Origin of the sequence: Lujinxingia vulgaris (assembly GCF_007997005.1) — a bacterium.
Taxonomy (GTDB): Bacteria; Myxococcota_A; Bradymonadia; order Bradymonadales; family Bradymonadaceae; genus Lujinxingia.
Window position 1 is genome coordinate 1 of the sequence record NZ_VOSL01000047.1, and the last position, 19,285, is coordinate 19,285.

Annotated in this window: 16 protein-coding genes; 6 read left to right on the forward strand and 10 right to left on the reverse strand. The window is 64.5% G+C overall.

Translation table 11 applies throughout. The annotated features are described in order from the left end of the window. The 7 genes from FRC96_RS10380 to FRC96_RS10410 all read right to left on the reverse strand — a co-directional run. Positions 1-375, reverse strand: a 375-nt coding sequence (locus tag FRC96_RS10380; protein ID WP_146974428.1) for an FHA domain-containing protein, incomplete at its 3' end; no start/stop codon positions are given. A gap of 58 nt (positions 376-433) precedes the next feature. Continuing rightward, positions 434-1,363 (reverse strand): type II secretion system F family protein, encoded by a 930-nt coding sequence (locus tag FRC96_RS10385; protein WP_146974429.1) that lies wholly within the window; start codon positions 1,361-1,363, stop codon positions 434-436. Positions 1,364-1,414: 51 nt separating this feature from the next. Then, the gene (locus tag FRC96_RS10390) at positions 1,415-2,269 is read right to left on the reverse strand and encodes a type II secretion system F family protein (protein WP_146974430.1); all 855 of its coding nucleotides are present in this window, start codon (positions 2,267-2,269) and stop codon (positions 1,415-1,417) included. Positions 2,270-2,441: 172 nt separating this feature from the next. Continuing rightward, positions 2,442-4,298, reverse strand: a complete 1,857-nt coding sequence (locus tag FRC96_RS10395) for an ATPase, T2SS/T4P/T4SS family (protein WP_146974431.1) — start codon at positions 4,296-4,298, stop codon at positions 2,442-2,444. A gap of 12 nt (positions 4,299-4,310) precedes the next feature. Further along, a complete protein-coding gene (locus FRC96_RS10400) occupies positions 4,311-5,690 on the reverse strand; it encodes a pilus assembly protein N-terminal domain-containing protein (protein WP_230470107.1) in 1,380 nt (459 codons plus the stop codon). 254 nt (positions 5,691-5,944) lie between these two features. Beyond that, entirely contained in the window at positions 5,945-6,823 is an 879-nt protein-coding gene (gene cpaB / locus FRC96_RS10405; RefSeq protein ID WP_230467138.1) for a Flp pilus assembly protein CpaB, read from the reverse strand. 236 nt (positions 6,824-7,059) lie between these two features. Beyond that, positions 7,060-7,968, reverse strand: a complete 909-nt coding sequence (locus FRC96_RS10410; protein WP_230470108.1) for a hypothetical protein — start codon at positions 7,966-7,968, stop codon at positions 7,060-7,062. An 81-nt stretch (positions 7,969-8,049) separates the two neighbouring features. Between FRC96_RS10410 and FRC96_RS10415 the strand changes: the two genes are divergently transcribed. The 5 genes from FRC96_RS10415 (at position 8,050) to FRC96_RS10435 (ending at position 15,070) form a co-directional block, all read left to right on the forward strand. Beyond that, positions 8,050-8,652: an HD domain-containing protein gene (locus FRC96_RS10415; protein WP_230470109.1), complete on the forward strand. Its 603-nt coding sequence runs from the start codon at positions 8,050-8,052 to the stop codon at positions 8,650-8,652. Positions 8,653-8,832: 180 nt separating this feature from the next. After that, the gene (locus FRC96_RS10420; protein ID WP_230470110.1) at positions 8,833-9,975 is read left to right on the forward strand and encodes a 4-hydroxyphenylpyruvate dioxygenase family protein; all 1,143 of its coding nucleotides are present in this window, start codon (positions 8,833-8,835) and stop codon (positions 9,973-9,975) included. Between the two features lie 240 nt (positions 9,976-10,215). Next, entirely contained in the window at positions 10,216-11,172 is a 957-nt protein-coding gene (locus tag FRC96_RS10425; RefSeq protein ID WP_146974436.1) for a phosphate/phosphite/phosphonate ABC transporter substrate-binding protein, read from the forward strand. Positions 11,173-11,207: 35 nt separating this feature from the next. Then, entirely contained in the window at positions 11,208-12,821 is a 1,614-nt protein-coding gene (gene phnE, locus FRC96_RS10430) for a phosphonate ABC transporter, permease protein PhnE (RefSeq protein ID WP_146974437.1), read from the forward strand. 263 nt (positions 12,822-13,084) lie between these two features. Then, on the forward strand, positions 13,085-15,070 hold the full coding sequence (locus tag FRC96_RS10435) for a GGDEF domain-containing response regulator (protein WP_230470111.1): 1,986 nt from the start codon (positions 13,085-13,087) through the stop codon (positions 15,068-15,070). Positions 15,071-15,107: 37 nt separating this feature from the next. Here the strand turns inward: FRC96_RS10435 and FRC96_RS10440 are convergent, their stop codons facing one another. Together FRC96_RS10440 and FRC96_RS10445 are read right to left on the reverse strand one after the other, a co-directional pair. Next, positions 15,108-15,998 carry an NAD-dependent epimerase/dehydratase family protein gene (locus FRC96_RS10440; RefSeq protein WP_230470112.1) on the reverse strand — a complete coding sequence of 297 codons (891 nt, stop codon included), beginning with the start codon at positions 15,996-15,998 and terminating at the stop codon, positions 15,108-15,110. Continuing rightward, the gene (locus tag FRC96_RS10445; RefSeq protein ID WP_230470113.1) at positions 15,961-16,917 is read right to left on the reverse strand and encodes a DUF4388 domain-containing protein; all 957 of its coding nucleotides are present in this window, start codon (positions 16,915-16,917) and stop codon (positions 15,961-15,963) included. The genes FRC96_RS10440 and FRC96_RS10445 overlap by 38 nt, the downstream gene beginning before the upstream one ends. Before the next feature lie 366 nt (positions 16,918-17,283). Here FRC96_RS10445 and FRC96_RS10450 point away from each other — a divergent pair, with 366 nt between their 5' ends. Then, positions 17,284-17,715, forward strand: a complete 432-nt coding sequence (locus tag FRC96_RS10450) for a hypothetical protein (protein ID WP_115603418.1) — start codon at positions 17,284-17,286, stop codon at positions 17,713-17,715. Positions 17,716-17,793: 78 nt separating this feature from the next. On the opposite strand, the gene FRC96_RS10455 is transcribed toward FRC96_RS10450, so the two are convergent. Then, positions 17,794-19,269, reverse strand: a complete 1,476-nt coding sequence (locus FRC96_RS10455; protein WP_146974441.1) for a class I SAM-dependent RNA methyltransferase — start codon at positions 19,267-19,269, stop codon at positions 17,794-17,796. Between the last annotated feature and the right edge of the window lie 16 nt (positions 19,270-19,285).

Consider the following 19,285-nt stretch of genomic DNA (forward strand, 5'->3'; position numbering starts at 1 on the left):
CGTCGCTCCGAACCCACCGGACTGCGGCCCCGGCGCCTGCTGCGCCGCGGCAGGAGCCTGCGGCGCGCGCGCGGTCGCGTCCGGCGCGCGAAAACGCACCGAGTGCTTACCCAGCGTCAACATCGCGCCGTCCCACAGAGAGACCTCCCCGCTGACCGGCTGCCCGTCCACCGCGGTAAGCCCCCCGCGGGAGAGCACCACCAGACGGTAGTTACCGCCCCCCTCCTCTACGATCAGCGCGTGCTGACGCGAGACCGTCGGGTGATCCAGAATAAAGTCCGAGCCGCGGTCGCGACCGATCGTCACGGACTGGCTGTTAAACGAAGCGTTCTGCGTCTGACCGTTATGGTCGAACTCTAACCAGAAGGAGGACATGGAGGATTCTTCCGCAAGTGCAAGTCGTGGACAGGTGATCGCTGCCGGGGCTCCTCAATCAGAACCCGGTCCCGGAGACCTTAATGATCATCGCGCCCATGATCACGATCATGACCGCGCCGAAGATAAAGAGCAGCGGGAAGAGGATCTTCACAGCCGCCTGACTGGCGGCCTTCTCGATCTTGGCGGTGCGCTTGTTTCGGATCGTGTCGACCTGAATCTCCAGCACGTTCGCCAGCGGCGTACCGCGACGCTCCGACTGAATGATCGCGCCGACCATTGAGTTGAGGTACTCCGAGTTCACGCGCTCACACAGGTTGATCAACGCATCGGTACGCGCCGTACCCACGCGCATCTCCTGGAGCACAACCCCGAGCTCCTGAATCATCGGATCGTCGGGGTTCTGGATCTGCCCGCGGGCAACCACGCGGTCCAGCGCCGACATAAAGTCGAGACCGGCACGCATCGAGAGGACCAGCAGGTCAACGGTGTAGGGCAGACGACGGTCGATCTCGATGAGGCGGCTGCTGATCGCCCCGCTCAGAGAGAGCCAGGGAAAGCCCAGCGCCAGAAAGCCCGCCACACACGCCAGGCCGATGTTGGGAAGCCCCGTCATCAACTGCGTAAAGAGCAGCACGAAGACGAACGCACCGAGCCCGGAGACGCAGCACATCCCCAGAAACTCATTCGGCGTAAACGAGCCCATAAAGCCCGAGCGCATCAGCTTGTCGCGCAGCGAGGAGCGCAGCTCCTCCATGTCCACAAAGGGCAGGTTCGGCAGGCTACGGATGTAGTGTGCAAAGAGCTTCACCAGTGGAAGCACCAGCGCGTAGAGCGCGTCCTCTTCCAGCATCCGTTTGCGCCGGGTGAGGCGGTAGCCGTAGATCTCGTCCTCTTCGATCTCTTCGGGAACAAAACCCCAGACGAAGAGCGCAAAGGCCAGAAAGATAAGTCCCAGCGCGCCGAACAGAATGATCGTCGAATTCACACGTACCTCGCTCAAGTTGAGCAGACCGCAGCAGGCCCGCCTGCGGCTCGATCAAACGTCGATCTGAACAATCTTCAGGATCATCACCACGCCGATGATGTTACAAACCCCGGCCAGACCCAGGACGATGTAGCCCACGAAGGTCTCAAAGAGCGGCTGAATCAGCGTCGGGTCCATCTTGTAGAAGACCGCGATGACCACCGCCGGCATCAGACCCATGACCCACGCCTGCATCCTCCCTTGAGCGGTCTGCGTGTCGATGACTCGCTCCAGTCGGAAGCTCTCACGGATCGTGCCCGAGATCTGGCTGAGGATCTCCGGGATGTTGCCACCGACGGTACGACCGATGACCAGCGCCGAGATCGCCAGCTCCAGGTTACGCGATGGCACACGACGCTGCAGATTCACCAGCGCCTGATCCAGCGGCGTGCCGAGGCGATACTCCTTGAGCAACACCCCGAACTCCTGGCTGATCGGCGGCCCCATCGCGTTGCACACATCCTGAATCGCTTCGGGCATCGATGGGTTGGCCTTAAAGCTGTTGGCCATGTAGACCATCGCCTCTTCGACCTGCTCATCGATCGCCGCAAGGCGCTTCTTCCAGGCGCTCTTCAGGTAGATGCGCGGCGCGAAGATTCCCACGAGCACCCCGCCGATAATGCCGAGGATGGGGCTCTTGACCAGCAGGCCACCGCCCAACACGCAGATCAGCAGAAAACCGGCGTGAATGAGCACGAACTCCTGCGGGGAGACCGGCAGGAAGAGACGGTGCAGCTCTTTGCCAACGATCCGTTCGTAGACGCCACGTTCGGCGGCCAGGCGCTCGGCGATCCAGTCACCTCCGGCCCAGATCGCAAGAAACCCGGCACCAAACCCCAGCGCCAACGCTAACCATAAGTATAACACGGTGTGTTTTCCTCGCTGTAGGTGCCCTGTTCAACCCGGTCGGCCAAGGCCCCACCGGCTTGAATCGGTCGACCTGACGCCAATCCAGCCCTTTCGATGCTACGCAAACTCTAACGAGCAGCCCCCGAGTCTGCAACCGCCCACTTCACCTGAGCGCGGCAAAGCCTGCCGCTTAGAAGAAGTCTTCCGGGTTTGCCAGACCCTTGATCAAGAACTCATCGAGGAAGCTCGGCAGATAACCCGTCGCCAGGTGGTAGCCGTAGACCTTGCCCTTCTCGTTGACCCCTTTCTGGCGGTAGCGATAGATGTCTTCGAGCTTCACAAAGCCGTCATCATCAATGCCCACCACCTCGGTGATGTAGGTGATACGACGGCTGCCGTCCATGAATCGGGACTGCTGAATGATCACGTCGACCGACCCGGCGATCTGCTCGCGAATCGCGCGGGTGGGAAGCTCCATCCCGCTCATCAGGACCAGCGTCTCCAGACGCGCAATCGCCTCGGTAGGGCTGTTGGAGTGAACGGTGGTCATCGAGCCATCGTGACCGGTGTTCATGGCCTGAAGCATGTCCAGCGCCTCACCGCCACGACACTCACCGACGACGATGCGGTCCGGACGCATACGCAGGGCGTTCTTCACCAGCTCGCGGATCCCGATCTCGCCCTTGCCCTCCAGGTTGGGGGGCTTGGTCTCCAGGCTGATCACGTGCTCCTGGTAGATCTGAAGTTCGGCGGCATCCTCAATGGTGACCACTCGCTCGGTCGGCCCGATAAAGCCCGAGAGCACGTTGAGCAGCGTCGTCTTACCGGAGCCGGTACCTCCGGAGATAATGATATTTTTCTTGGAGCGGACCGCGCGCGCCAGAAACTTCGCCATCTCGTCGGTGAGGCTGCCGAAGTTAATAAGATCTTTGACCGAGAGACGCTCGTCGGGAAACTTACGAATCGTCAGGCAGGGATCTTTCAGCGCCAGCGGCGGGATCACCGCGTTGACACGCGAGCCATCGGCAAGACGCGTATCGACCAGCGGGTTGGACTCATCAATACGTCGACCACGCGGGATGACGATACGCTCGATGACCGTCATCATCGACTTCTCGTCATTGAAGATGCGGTCGGTGAGCACGATCTTGCCGTTGAGCTCGGCGTAGATGTGCTCGCGGTCGACGACCATGATCTCCGAGACACCTTTGTGTTTTACGAGATCTTCGATGGGGCCCAGACCGCAGACCTCGTCCATCATCTCCTTAAAGACCTCGTCCGGCGTATAAGGCGGCGGAATCTCACGCTGGCGCCGGCTGATCAGCTCTTTGAGCTTCTCGGAGACCTGGCGAATAACGCGCGGCGAGCTGTAATCGGTGATCTGGAAGCTGTGCAGGTCGAGGCGCTCTTTAAGCTCGTCGTGCAGCTCGGATTTAAAGCCGATGAAGGCGTTTCGAATCTTGCGGTCGTGGATCACGACCTCTTCGCCGCGAAGGCTGACGCGCTGCTCCTGATACTCCGGATTCGGCGCCAGGTCGCCCAGGAGCTCCTCGACGGTCTCAGCTTTCTTCTTGGCGTCGCGGGGAGCCACCGGACGGCGCTCCGGCCGCGAGGCGGTAGCCACCCCACCGGAGGCAGCCTGCCGGGCCGGTGCGGCCGCAGGTGCTGGCGTGGCGCGACCGTTGGGAGGGATCGTCGCGCGGTTATTACCCGGACCGTAGCCCGCCGGCGAGGGCGATGGGACCGCCCCCGGCCCGGCCGGCTCGACGCAGAATCGGTAGGGCTCAATCGCCGCGTACTCGCCCAGTCGCAGCTCGCGCACCCGCTCCACGCGCTCACCATTGACGAAAACGCCGTTGGCCGACTGATTGACCAGCATCACGCGCTCACCCATCAGCTTGATGATCGCGTGACGCCGGCTCACCGTCTTGCTGTTCAGAACAATGTCGTTGTTCTGACTGCGGCCAATACTGACCTCCATCACCGGCTTATCCAGCGGGAAGAGGTACTCCTGGCCGCGGTTATCGAGGACGCGGATCTGCTTCATGGGCCTTGCCTCTTATTCACCCTGAGGCTGTGCGTTGGAGAGCTCCGGCAGATCGTCGGCCTGAGCGCCTCCGTCAAGCAGGTGCTGGAAGACGCCCTGCACCAGGGTGCGGTGATAATCGGTTCCGGGCTCGTAGACCCGCGGGGTAATGAAGAAGGCGTTGTTGGTCTGCTGGTTGAACATGTTGCGACTCTTAAACGCCCACCCAAGGATAGGGATACGGCTCAGAAGCCACAAGCCCCGCTCGTTGGAGGTCATGCTCGTGTTGTCCTGCGCGCTCACCAGCACCGACTGACCTTCGAGCATGTTGACGGTGCTCGTGATGTCGTTGTTGCGGAGGCTGGGGACCTGACCGACGGCGTTGGCGTAGTCGAGCTCGCTGAAGCTGAGGTCGACGGTGAGCTTGACGCGGTTCTCGAAGTCGAGCACCGGCGTGATCGCGAGCTTCAGACCGTAGGGGATCGCCTCGTAGCTCGACGCATTGGCCGTGATCGCCGGGACCAGCAGCGTGCCACCGGAGTGGTAGGTCGTTTCGGTACCGGCCTCGGTCACCAGCGTGGCGTTTTGAATGGTTTTGATCATGCCGCTGTCGACGAGCAGGTCCAGGGCGAAGTTCAGGTTACCGACCAGCGAGGAGTAGGTCGTCAGGCTGCTTCCACCGGTGAGCGCCATCGGGCGCGGCGGCACACTCGATTCGGCCGGAAGCACGCCCGGGCCCAGATCGCCGGCGTCGTAGTAGAGGGGCACATCGCCCTGACCACCGGTGAGGTTGTAGCCGATGAACTGGTTCCAACGCACCCCCAGGTTGTCCTGGTTGGTGGTCGCCAGCTGAATGAAATAGACGTCGACGGCCACCATGCGCGCGCCCTCCACGAAGGCTTCGCGGTAGGTGGCGAAGTTGAGCACCTGGTTGGGGTAGAGCTCGGTGAGGCGGTCGTTCTTGCGCTGGAAGATCTCGCTGGCCACCTCGCCCTCAATGAGCACGCGACCTTTTACGACGCGAATGTCGACACCAGCGCGATCGCCGAGCACCGCCCGAACTTCTTCGGCCAGCGAGGTCGGGTTCACGCCGACGACGCGAATCAGCAGGGTGCGCTGATCGTCGCCCGAGCCCGAGAAGATGTTGACCGTGGTCACGCCTTCGCGTTTGCCGGAGATGAAGAGGTACTGAGCGTCGTTGCTGGTCTGCGCATCGGCCACATCCGGAAGGCCGATGGAGACGCGGCGAACCCCGCGTGCGTTGATCGTCAGCGTCTCACCCACCGCGATCGTAAACTCATGGTCGGGGACGACCGTCTCCTGAGCGTGCGCCGAGTCCATCGGCCACACAAGCAGGGGCATCACCACACACAAGACCGCCCACAGCGCGCCAACCCTTACAAGCGTCTTCATGGTTCTCCTTACAGCTGCATACCAGTGCATTCACTTCAGCAATCCGCACACCAGGACGGTCTGCCGGCTCGACTAGGCTATAGAACGTGGGCAGTCTCGCGCGAAGTCGCAGAAAACGCAATCGAAAAACCCGCGGGCTTCCACCTCGCAAACCCGGTGCTCGTGGTGGGCCCGATCCCCATCAAAAAAGAGGGCGCGCCTCCGGATGTGGAGGCGCGCCCTCGAGAAGGCCCAGCGTCGTGCGCTCAGGTCACTTACTGACCGCCACGCAGGAACTCGATGGTGTCGACGCACTTGCCGCCGCTCAGCTTCTGGTTCGGGCCGCAGTTGGGACGACGCTCCACCCGCTTCTGGCGATCGCGGTTGATGACTTCCAGCTCTTCAAGCACCTCGCGAAGGGTCGTCTTGGTGACGGTGACCGCTTCGATATCGTCGCGGTGACGGAGCAGCAGCATCAGCTTGCCGCGGGTCTGCGAGATCACCAGCAGTTCGGCTTCGCTCGGGGTCAGCGAGAGGGTCACCGTGCTGTACTGTCCGCGGTTGCCGCGGGCATCACCGCTGGGAATGTCAGAGACCTCCTGACCGACGGCCAGCAGCGTGACGTTCTGAAGCAGGTTCATCGTCACATAACCAATGCTGTCGTTACCGGCGGCCTCGGGGATCAGGTTGTCTTCGGTGCCCACCGGGAAGGTCCCGAGAATGTCCACGCGGTCACCCGGGCGCAGAAGACCGGACACACCGGAGATGGCATCCACCGGGATGGTCATCGCGCGCTCGCCAGCCGGGATACGGCCGGAGAGGGTGCGCGCCACCTCGGCGACGGCGAAATCGCTGGTCAGGATCATCGACCCCTCGCGGATCGACTCGCTCACCGGCATGTCCAGATAGATCTCGAGATCCTGGCTCAAGAGCGGGTTGGCCGGAAGGAATTGCCCGGGCACCGTCTTGGTGTTGACGTGCTCGCGCGTCAGCATCGTGCCGGCGGCGATATCACGCGCTGCCACGATCACCTCGCGCGGGTTCGCCATCAGCTCGTCCTTCTCCTCCTGAATCTGCGCCGTGTAGAGGTAGAGCAGGAAGGCGGCAAACGCGCCGACAATGACCGCCGCGATAAGTAGTTTCTTCTTGGCCATTCTAATTTCTCCTCGCCGAGAGCCCTGAGCATCGCAGCGCGCGCCGCGCGACTGCCGGTTAGCCTTCATCTATGCTTAACTGCATTCCCTACACCAACTCACCCGCCGGGGGCAAGTCGGACCCGAGCCCTGGACCTATCCATCTCAAACCTTTGGCCGGCCTCGATGACAACGTAGCTCGTGTGGAACGCAAGACTAACAGATGCACTCCAGAGCTTCCAGTGTCTGAGACGTGTCTAAAAGAGCAGCCATCCGGCGCGGCGGTACCACCGGGCGGCGTCTCGCAGCGTCAAGGCCAGAGGCCGGGAGCGAACCCCAAGCTCACCGGCGGCAAGCTCGCTTTTCAGCGCCTGCGGATGCTCCGCCCACCGCGGCGGCCAGTCTGCCTCGGAGCGTATCGGATCGCCGGGCCCGGCGTGATCGCGGCGCAGGGCAACAAAACGCTCCGAGGTGACGGCCTCGCCAATAAAGGGGTAGCGTCGCCCGGCGCGGCCTCGGCGCGCGGCGTTGATCACCGCCTGGGCCACGTCGCGGGCATCACCGAGATGAACAACGCCCTCCCACCCTCTGAGCGGTCGAGCAAACGCGCCCACATGCTCGGCGCGCACATCGCCCGGCCCCAACGCCGGGGACGCAATCACGGTGCAGATCTGCATCCCGGCGGCCACATAACGATAGATCTCGGACTCCACCGCGATCAACGCCTCGCGCCTCGGCGCCCCGGCCTCATCGGGTCTGGCGGGTGGCCCCTCAACGCCACCGGGATCCAACGCGCGCTCACAGCTCAACACCACCACACGCGGGACCTGAGCGGCCATCGCGGCGTCGAGCCGCATCCTCAACTCCCGCACCGCGATGCGACGGGCGGTCGGTACGTCGGGTGCGCCCCGGGCGTGGCGCGCCACGTCGGCGATGAAAAAGACGCCGCATCCTGTAAGTGACGCCTCCAACGATCGTGCGTCATGCTGCGCACGCGACGCCACACGCCAGTCCACCTCGATGTCGTGCAGATGCCAGCGGCGCGCCTCGGCGTCGATGAGCGCCCGTACCTCCACGCCCTCCTCCACCAGGCGGCGCGCGATCTGTCCGCCGACCAGCTCATCGACCCCGCAGATCGCTGCTCTGCCACCTTGTTGACTTGCCATCTGCGTCTCACTGTTCAAACTCCCCGTCGACGATACGACGCGAGGACGTCGCTCGACATCCTCGCCACAACGGAGTTGGATATGGAAGAGCCGCTCACATCACCCGACCAGGCCGAAGCGCTCTTAAGGCTACTGAGTCGCGCCGAGCGTCTGGAGGCGCTGCCCCGGACCGGATGGCACGTCTGCGGGGTGGAGCGCCCCGAGTCGATCGCCGCGCACGTGCATGGCGTCCTGGTGGTCGCCCTGTGGCTGGCCGATCACCACCCGGATCCTAAGCCCGACGCCGAGCGCGTCATGCGCATCGCGCTGGTCCACGACCTGAGCGAGGCGATGCTCACCGACCTCCCTCGCCCGGTCAAGCAGCTCATCGGCAAAGACGCCGTCGACAGGGCCGAAGATCGCGCCGCCGATCGCATCCTGGCCGCCGTGCCCGCCTGGCGCGACGCCTTCGCCGAATACCGCCAGGGTCAGACCCTGGAGGCGCGCATCGTCAAAGTCGCCGATCGCATCCAGATGCTGGCCAAAGCGCTGGCCTACCGTCAGCAGAAACGCGGCGACGTCGACCGCTTCTTCGACGACCCGGAGACCTTCAACGATCGCGGGATCGCCCCGGCCCGCGCCGTCTTCGATGCCCTTCGCACCCGTTATGACGAAGGGCGTTGGTTCGACGCGCACTTCGATTGAGCCCGTCCTTTTCACAAACCCACCGCCGGTCATCGCGCCAACGAAGCACCGTCTTTACAGGGGTGCGACATTAGGCTAGTTCGATCGGCGGTCTATCCCCCCGGCACGTTGAGGCAACGCTTTTTCAGGCTGTACGCGCAGCGCTCAACGGCTTCTACCCCTCACACTCTGGAGGCGCACATGTCGCAAATTAAGAACCTCGGCATCACCGGCTACGACGGTCTTCGTTTTGTCACGCTCGATCTGGAGCGCAGCCGCAAGTTCTACGTCGATATGCTGGACTTCACGCTCGTCGCCCGCTCCACCCCGGCCTGGGAAGAGAAGACCGGTGATAAGGCGGAAGTCTACTCGGCCGGCGACATCATCATCGAGTGCGTCGAGTCGCAGCGCGAGGACAGCTGGGCGGCCTACCACCGCAAGTTCCACACCGCTGGCATCGGCACCGTCAACTTCGCCGTCCAGGACATCGAAGAGGCCTGGAAGCGTCTTGAAGAGCGCGGCGCCACCTTCATCGACGAGATCCGCACCGAGGATGCCGATGGCGGCACCCGTCGCTCCTTCGAGATCGCCACCCCCCTGGGCAACACCACCTACGGGTTTGTCGAGAAGAAGGGCTACACCGGCTACGACGCTGACTACGAGATGGTGAACACCGGCGGCAACAACCGCTTCAACTTCACCACCATCGATCACCTCACCTCCAACGTGCGCACCCTCAAGCCCCTGGTGGACTGGTTCCGCGACGTGCTGGGCATGGAGCAGTTCTGGGACATCGCCTTCCACACCAGCGACGTTGACCCCACCCGCCAGTCGGGCTCCGGTCTGAAGTCGATCGTGATGTGGGATCCGGAAGGCGGCATCAAGTTCGCCAACAACGAACCGCAGAAGCCCTTCTTCAACGCCTCCCAGATCCAGAAGTACCTGGAAGACTTCGGCGGTGGCGGTGTGCAGCACGCGGCGTTCAACCTCGACGACATCATCGGCTCCATCAAAGAGATGGAGGCCAAGGGCGTGGAGTTCCTCTACACCCCGCCCAGCTACTACGACGCCGCCCCGGGCCGTATGGCCGAGCAGGGCGTCTCCAAGATCGATGAGGACTACGACGTGCTCAAAGATCACGGCATCCTGGTCGACGGCGCCGATGAGAAGTACCTGCTGCAGATCTTCATGAAAGAAGCGGCCATCTACTACGATCAGCCCGAAGCCGGCCCCTTCTTCATCGAGCTGATTCAGCGCAAAGGCGATCAGGGCTTTGGCGGTGGTAACTTCCGCGCCCTCTTTGAGGCCATTGAGCGCGACCAGGTCGAGCGCGGCCGCGTCTGATCGAGCACGGATCTGAGCCGCACTGCGGCTCGGAGCCCGCTCGAATCATCTGGCACAGGCCGACATCTCGATGTCGGCCTGTGCCGCTCTGGGTCCACGCCGGAGCCCCCTAATTGAAATCAATTATCAATTTCTTGTTGACGACCGACGCACCAGCGCCCATCTATGGGCGCCTGATCTGGTGCGCCGGGCGGTGGTCGCCTGAGGCGCTGTCCCTCTCTTAAGTAACGAGGATTTCCTATGATGGCACACATCCACCGACTTCATCGCCCCTCCCTGGCCCTTCTTCTGGGCGCCAGCCTCGCGCTCGCTGCCTGCGAAAAGGAAGAGGCCGAGCCGGCAGAGACCACCGAAGAGGCCGCTCCCGAGGCTACCGAGGAAGAGGCCGTCGAGGAGGTCGAGCTGACCTTTGCCTTCCAGCCCCAGGAGAACCCCGAGGGTCTGGAGCTCGACGCCGAGCGCATGGCGGAGTTCATCGAGGAGCAGACCGGCTACGAGGTCGAGATCTTCCTGCCGACGAACTACTCGGCGGTGGTCGAGGCGCTTCGCTCGGATAACGCTGACGTCGCCTACTTCAGCGGGCTGCCCTACCTGGTCGCACACGAGAACGCCGGCGCCGAGCTGCTCGTCGTCGAGGAGCGCGGTGGAAACCCCTTCTACTACTCGCAGTGGTACGCGCTGGCCGACAGCGACATCGAGTCCATCGCCGATCTCAAGGGCCGCTCGATCGCGTTCACCTCCCCGACGTCGACCTCCGGCTACCTCTTCCCGCTGGGTAAAGTCATCGATGAGGGTCACCTGACGGCCGATCAAGATCCGACCGAATTCTTCAGCAACGTCACCTACGCCGGCGGCTACCAGCAGGCGCTGCTCGCCCTGGTCAACGGCACGGTTGACGCTGCGGCCGCTTCCGATTACGCGCTTGAGCAGTACCTCGATGAGGAGCAGCGCGCCAAAGTCAAAGTCATTGAACGCCAGGGCCCGGTGCCTACTCATGGCATCGCCATCCGCGGCGACCTCCCCCAAGAGGTTAAAGATAAGGTGCGCGACGCCCTCCTGGCCCTTAACGAACCGGAGAACGCCGAGCTGCTCAAGAGCGTCTACGGCGCCGAGAGCCTCATTGAGCGCAGCCACGACGAGCACGTCGGCGAGCTGCAGCGCATGCGCGATCTGGTCGGTTTTGAGGCGCGCTTCTAAGCAAGGCGCGCCCCACACACTGCAGGACAAACCCTTTGAGCGTAGTACGGGTTGAACATCTCCATCTGAGTTATGAGCGCGCCGCGCAGCGCGTCGAAGCGCTGCGCGGCATCTCCTTCGAGGTCGACGCGGGAGAACGCGTGGCGATCATCGGTCGCAGCGGCGGAGGAAAGTCCTCGCTGATGCGCGTCCTCAGTGGACTTCTCAGCCCGAGCTCGGGGTCTGTTGATGTGGCCGGCTTCCGCATGGAGGCCGGCCACCTCCCACCGCGCGCAATGTACGAGCAGGTGGGGCTGGTCTTTCAGAACTATGGGTTGGTGCCCCAGCTCAGCGCCCTTCAAAACGTGCTCTGCGGCCGACTGCTGCATCAACGCTCCGCAACCAGCCTGCTGCACTTTCCCGGCGAAGATCGCGATCAGGCTCGCGCGCTGCTCGAAGAGCTCGGGCTCGAAGAGCGCATCAACACGCGCAGCTCTCGCCTCAGCGGCGGCGAACAACAGAGGGTGGCGATCGCGCGCCTGCTTCATCAAAACCCCCGGGTGATGCTCCTCGATGAGCCGATCGCCAGCCTCGACGTGCACTGGGCCCGGCAATCGATTGAGCGCCTGGCCGGCAGCGACGCGACGTCGTCGGAGCGCGCGCTGATCATGGTCATGCACGACTTGAATATGGCGCGCCAGTTTGCCACGCGGGTCATCGTGCTGCACCACGGCCAGCTCCTCTTCGACGGCGATCCCGACCAGGGCTGCCGCTTGCTCGAAGAGCTTGAGAGCCGCGGCGAGACCGATGGCGACCTCGGCAGCGAGCCCCACATCGCCACACCGGAGGCGGACGGCGACGAGGAGCGTGCCAGCGCCCCGGCTCCTCCCCCCCTCCCGATCGACGGGCTCTGGGGAAAGACCTCGTTTTACGTGGTGCTCATGCTCCTGATCGCGGGCCTGTATATCTGGTCGGCGATGGGCGTGGACTTTTCGGTCGCTCGCATCTTCGGAAACGTCGATCACGCCGCGAACTTCCTCTCCCGGATGCTCCCGCCAGACTTCTCGGTGAGCAAAAACGTGGGCAAAAGTCTCCTGGAGACGGTGCAGATGGCGCTGATCGGCACCACCCTGGCCGCGATCGTTTCACTGCCGATCGCCACGCTCGCGGCGCGCAACATCTCGGCGCGCCCTTTTCAGGTGGCGGCGCGCCTGGTGTTAAACCTGCTGCGCACCATACCCAGCATCATCTGGGGGCTCTTTTTTGTGGCGATCGTGGGTCTGGGACCCTTCCCGGGTATTCTGGCGTTGACCTTCTATGCGTCCGGCTACCTGGGCAAATTCTACTACGAGGGCATCGAGTCGATCGATCCTCGTCCCCTGCAGGCGCTGCGCACGGTGGGGGCGACCCCGCTGCAACGCTTTCGCTTCGGGGTCTTCCCCCAGGTGCTCCCGCTGATGCTCGGCTACACGCTCTACATGCTTGAGTACAACGTGCGGGCGGCCTCCATCCTGGGCGTGGTGGGTGCCGGCGGCATCGGGTTTTATCTGTACACCTACATCAACAACTTCCAGTACGACCGGGCGGCCACCGCCCTGCTCTTTCTGCTGGCGGTCGTCACGCTGCTCGACGCGGCGAGCTCCCGGCTGCGCGCGCGCCTCTCAAGCTAACGAGTGTTCACATTCAGGGTGGAATAGGGGTCGCGACCTCTTACCTTCAAAGAGAGGTTACGATCGTTTGATACGCGCGCCGTCAACGGGCGCGACTCGGGCGAGCGCGAGGTGCCGGGCAGCGCAACAGCTGGCCTGCAGCTCGTCCGAGGCGCGCTACGCACGGGCACCGTTTGAGCCCTTGATGTCGCCGGTGCGCGCGCCGTCAACGAATGCAGATCGCGTACATGTTTTGTGGTGAATTGAATCGCGCGAAGGTTGAGATGCGACACATCGTTTTCACAAGTTGGTCCGAGGATACGCGAGCCTCCCGGCTCCGTGAACTTCTGGCCGATCGTTGCGTCGCGCTCACCCACCTGAACCCTGAGCATATCGACGGGGAGGCAGACACCCTGCTTCAGAGCGTCGACGTGCTCATCATGGACGCCACCGAACGCTCCGAAGCCTCCTCAACCCTGGCCGAAAGGCTCGTCAGCGCGCATCCGCATCTTCGCATCGTCGCGCTGGGTGAATGCTCGCATGCGAACCTCTGCCTGCCTGCCGGAAGCTCCGCGGAGGCCATCTTGAGCGCGATCGACGAGACGCTCGAGCCCCACCCGCCACAGGAGGGAGCGCTCGGCTCGCTCCATGAAGACTCGGTGGCGGTGTTGGAGGAGGGCTCGCGTCGGCTGGATTTCGTCGCGCGGCTCGACGAAGAGGTCGCGCACCTGAGTCTTCTGGCGGAAGACGTGGCGAGAGATGCGCACTCCCCCCGCGTGCTCGCGCAGGCGGCCCGCCCCGTGCTCGACGCCGCTCAAGGCCACGGGCTCGACGAGGTCGCGCGCACCCTGGAGGTGCTCATCTCCCAGGCCTCCAACACCCCCGCGTTTCGAGAGACGGCGCCGTCGATTCTGGAGACGTTGAGAGCGCAGGTGCGCGCCGCCCAGCTCGAGAGCCCCTCCACGACGCTGAGCTCGGAGAGCCAGAGTCGCGCGCTGACCGTCGTGGTCATCGACGAGGATCCGGACTACCTGCGCCGCGTCACCGGATTTGCCGATCAGTTCATGATCCCGATTCGCACCGCGACCTCGGTGGCGGAGGCTTCTGGCAAGGTACAGACCCCTTTGCTCGCCGGCGTGATGTTGACCCCGGGGGCCGGCGACTCCCAGAAGTCGCTCTCCGAGAGCATCGCGACGTTGCAAAACGCCTCCGGGCTGCCCCATCTCCCGCTGGCTCTGGTGAGCGATGTCCCCGGAACGCTGGACCGCGTCCAGGGGCTGTGGGCCGGCGCCTCCCACGTGGCACCGCGCCCGGTCAGCGCGGTGAGCTTCTCACAGATCGCGCGGCGGCTGGCCACGCTTCGGCGTTCGCTGCAGGCGAGCGTGCTGGTGGTGGATCCACGCGGCGACTTTGCCTCGAGGGTCGCCGAGCATCTTGGTGAGCGTGATATGGCGATTCAGTATCTCCCCGACACGCGCACGATCTTTGAAGCGCTGGAGCACCACCGCCCCGACCTGGTGCTGCTCAGCACCGAGCTTAGCGAGATGGATGCCAACGACGTCTGCCGCTCGCTGCGGGCCGTCGCTAGCTGGCGCGAGATTCCCATCGTGCTTTTTTCGGGCCGATGCACACCTGAGACGCGCATCGCGGCGTACCGAGCGGGAGCCGACGACGTGATCGAGACCTCCATCTCTCCGGATGAGCTGACCGTTCGACTGAGCGTTCGCCTTGAGCGTGCCCGGCAGGCGGCCGAACGCTCCGATCGCGATCTTTTGACCGGGCTTCTCACGCGGCGGCCCTTTCTCGAACAGCTCGCCGCGCGCCTCTCCGAGGTGACCCGCCGCCAACGCCGGCTGGTCTTTGCGATCCTCGACGTCGATCACTTCAAACGCGTCAACGATCGCCACGGCCACCTGGTGGGCGACCGGGTGCTCGCCACTCTGGGACGACTTCTCCAGGACCGCTTTCGCATTGAGGATTTACGGGCGCGATGGGGGGGCGAAGAGTTCGTCGTGGTCCTGGTCGATGAGGGGCTTGAGACCTCGGCGCTGGCGCTTCGCCGCGTCCTCGACGAATTCAGCGCGATGGTCTTTGAGGGCGACCAGGGGACCTCGTTCTCGGTGAGCTTCAGCGCGGGTCTGGCCGCGTTTCCCCACGACGGCCAGGACGCCGAGACGCTCTTCAGCGTGGCCGACGCGCGACTTCTTCGCGCCAAACAGAACGGGCGTTGCCGCATTGAGGTGGGCCGCACACGCTCTCCGATCGACTGAACGCGACGTCGTCTCGAAGCCGCGCCCTACCCTCGCGTCAGGACATGCGCGGCGCGCCTTCCTGGCGTTCCCCGAGCTTGAGGTCGTGATGTGCACGCGCGCTGCTGACCCACTGCCCTCGTGACACAATCGCATGGTCGCGGGGACGTTCAGAAGCAGCTCCAAACCAGCGCGATGTGCGCGGCGAGCCCCACCCCTCAAAGACCTCGCCGGCGACGGTGTTTTTCCCTCCGATGATGTAGCGCTCGCCACTTCGCCCGTGTTGCAGCGCCTGGGCGGTGGCAAAAGCGACCTGACGCACGTCGACGATGTTCAGTGGCTGCTCGGCCAGAACATCGAGCGCCGCGAAGGGGCTTAAGTCGATCCCCGGCCCGACCATCAGGGTGGGCAGCACCATCACGATATCCATGCCATCGGCGAAATAGCGGTAGCACTCCTGTTCGACGGCGTACTTGCTCTCCTGGCGAGGGTCATCGCTGGAGCCGGGCAGATAATGACCACGCTCATCGGCGAACTTCCCCGGGGCCACACGGGCCAGCGTGCTCGCGCAGCTGACGACGACCACGCGGTCGACCCCCGCGCCACGCCCGGCCTCCAGGGTGCGTCGAATCCCCTCCACCGCCCGCCCCATCCAGGTATCCCCCGGATGCTCGGGCCGGGGTGCCACGCAATAGAAGACGTGGTTGACCCCGGCCAGCGCCTGATCAAGCGAGACCGGGTCGAAGATATCGCCCACCGCGTCTTCGACGCCCCGGAGCTGCGCGGAGGGAGGGGCCGAGCGCCATCGTCGCAGCGCGCGGGTCGGCCAGCCACGTCGGCTCAACTCGGTGACCAGGTGGCCTCCCAGCCTCCCGCCGGCCCCCAGCACCAACGCGCGCTGGGTGCGCATATCAACATCCTGCAGGGTCGTGGCGAGGGGGTGGGTCACAACAAACCTCATGAAGGGTGAGCGCCTCGTGCAGCTGGCGGGCGATCTCCAGGTCCAGCAGCGGGCTGGCGTCGATGAGGGCATCGACGGTCCAGCTCCGCGAAGGGTTGCGCTGGAGCCACCGGCTCACCTCGGCGCAACGTTCATTATAGGTCAGGGCCGATACCAGCCTCAATGGCCCTGAGGGAAGATGCGTGCGCAGCGCGCGAAACTCATCGGCGTGTTGGGCGGCGCGTAAGATCAAGGTGGGCAGCGGATCAAACTGCGCCACGCCCAGATCGGCCGGGCCCGGCGCGCCCTCATAGAACGCAAATGTCCCGGCGGCCTCTTCCACCACGCGCAGGGCTCGAAAGAGCGCCTTTTCGCCCCACAGGCCGCGACTGGCCCGTGCGCCCAAAAGCACGCCGCGCTCCAGCCAGACTGTAGCGCTGAGGCGCTCGGTGCGCACCAGAAGCTCGCCGGAGGCGCGCTGCTGGTGGAGGAGCATGAGCACCTCACTCAACCCGGCCACCCCGAGGTCGCCGCAAAGCCCCGGCGCGCTCCTGGCACACGCTCGCGCCAGCCGGGCCAGAAGCTCCGCACCGGCCAGGGGACGCGCGACCACATCCCCCACGCCCGCCTCCACAAGCCGCACCCGCAACCCCACCTCACGCGCGTCGGTCACCGCCACAATGCCCGCACCCTGCCCCTGACCTGCCAGGTCCTCCAGCGCATCGCAGAGGGCCGTACCTTCGATCACCTCGACCACCACCGCCGCGCAGCAGGCACGCAACGCTCGCAGCGCCTCCGAGACCTCTCCGCGCGACGCCCCCCGCACCTCATACCCTCCGGCCTCCAGCATCGCGCCCAGCGACTCCACAGTGCGCCCTCGGGTGCCGATCAGCCCGATCGCCAACGACTTCCCCCCCGACACTCCCATGCTCTCCCCCTGACCTGTCAGTTCGTGATTCCTTCTCGGTGCGCCCGCATCTCTGGCACGGCCGGCCCCGAGTCCCGCGCCTCCGTCGATGACTTTAAGCACCCGCTTCATCGCGCACAGCAACGCCCCACCACCAAAAAACTCCTTCCTTGATCATCCGGCAGAAATAGGGGATCGTTTCGCGGCGTTTTTACGGTATGTCCGGTGACGGATGGAACCGACATCGCACACATTTTTTCGGCGCCCCGGCTCTTTCCTTTGACTCGCCCGGCGCCTTTATCTTTGTAAGGTTTCCCCGCGATGCTCTCCGCGTCACCGCCCGTCGGTGCCTGGATCGTCCGGGCCCACAGCAGTTGAGGAGGACACTTGGATACGCTCGAAATTCTCTCCAAAGCCCAGGAACTCGGTGGCGACGAACGCCGCGAGGCCATGATGAAGACGATCATCAAAGCCCGTCAGCTCGGCTGCGATGCCACCCCCGGCGGCGGAAAGGTCGGCGGCTTCAACATCCGCTACGGCTCGCTCAAGTACGCCGTGATGGATCTGAACACCAAGGGTGAGGTCTTCCTTCATATCAAGCCCCACCCCAACAAAGATCTCTCCGACGAGCTGCGCGACCGCGCCAACAACTTCGTCAGCGGCCTGGAGGGCGTCCAGATCAAAAACGCCCCGATCAACCACTACGGCCAGATCGAAGGCGCCATCGAAGATGTGCCCGAAGACGCCATCGACAAGTTCTTGCACTTCGCCGTCGAGACGATCCGCGAGCAGTACTACCGCCCGCACCTCGAAGACTGAGTTCGTCTGGACTAAGAAAAAAACGCCGCGCATCTGCGCGGCGTTTTTTTTTGCCCGCCCCCTTCTCGCGTCGCCGGTTCAGCGCTCGCCGACCACCCGCCGCAACCTCGCCACGAGCATGCTGTGGTAGGTCGCCGGGTGCAGGTTGGCCGCCGCCAGCCGATCAATATCCCACCCCATCTCGCGCAGCGCGCCAAGGTCGCGCGCAGCAGCCGCCGGCGAGGGCCCCAGATAGACCAGACGCTCCACCCCGAGCATGTTCAGGTAGGCCAGCGCACGGCGGCCCAGCGGCTCACGCATCGGGTTGATCGTGGCCAACTCGAAACGCTCGCCAGCGGCGGCGAGCCGGCGCAGCCCTGTTTCCCATCCGCCGGCAACGAAGCGCGCGTTGGCGATCCCGTGGCCCACCGCGTTGATCTCGGCCGACTCAATCGAGGCCTGGTTCTGATCCAGCCCCACCGCCTCGCCAACCCGCGGCGCCATCAGCAAAGCGATGCTGCCAATCCCACACCCCACATCCAGAAAGCGCTCGCCACGCGCCGGCTCCAGCCACTGCCCCACCGCCTCATAGAGCACCTCCGCCGGCGCCAGCGTCGCGTGAATCCAGTCGTCGTAGCCCACCTCCATCTGCAGCCGGCCGATGGGGATGCGCACGCGATGCGGCTCTTTGAACTGGCGGCGAAACGCGCCGCTGCCCACCGCCAGCCCCACCTGCGTGGGCAACGCCTCGGCCAACCTCCCAAGCCAACCCGCCAGCGGCGCCGAGGCGCAGAAGCCCTCAAACTGTGCTTCATCACGCGCTTCCGTCAGGCGCACCTCCACAAGCCCCACCCCGTGGTTGGGCACCGCCACGCGGATCTGCTCCACCCCCGGCGCCACCTCAAAGCCCTCCACCTGCGCGGCCACCTCCCGGGCCATCTCAGCATCCCAGGGGAGCGCGCTCTGCCCTTCGAACGAACGCTCGATCACCGCCACCACGCGCTGGGTCTGCACGGTCAACGCCGGACAGCTCGACATCGTGATCAGCCCCTCACTCGCCGGGCTGTAGAGCCCCAGCTCCACCCGATCGCCGACCCGCCGGTAGCTCAACGACGTTCGATACCGAAAGGCGTCGCCGCGCGCGGTGGGCTGCGGGGTGAGGATCTCCACCTCCGGCTGCTCGTCCTGGTTCAACCCGGCGAACTTCTCGACAACCTCCGAGATCCCCCGCGCCTTAAAGCGCAGCTCCCCGTCCACGCTGATATGCCGCAGCTGACATCCTCGACAGATCGCGTCGCGCTCGCAGAGCGGGTCGCGCCGCTCGGGGGACGGCTCCAGCACCTCCACCACATCGGCATAAAGACGACGCGCCCCCTCGCGCTGCCCCTCTTGCAGCCGCACCTTGACGCGCTCTCCCGGGAGCGCGCCGGGCACCGAGAGCCAGCCGTCCTCCAGACGCACATACCCCTCTCCAGTGAACCCGAAGTCGTCGATGCGAACCTCCAGCTCCCCGCGCTCCCGCACTTCGTCTCGCGAGGGAGGCTCGCTGGCCGACCTGTCTGCTGCCTGATTCATGATGCTCTGACGTCTC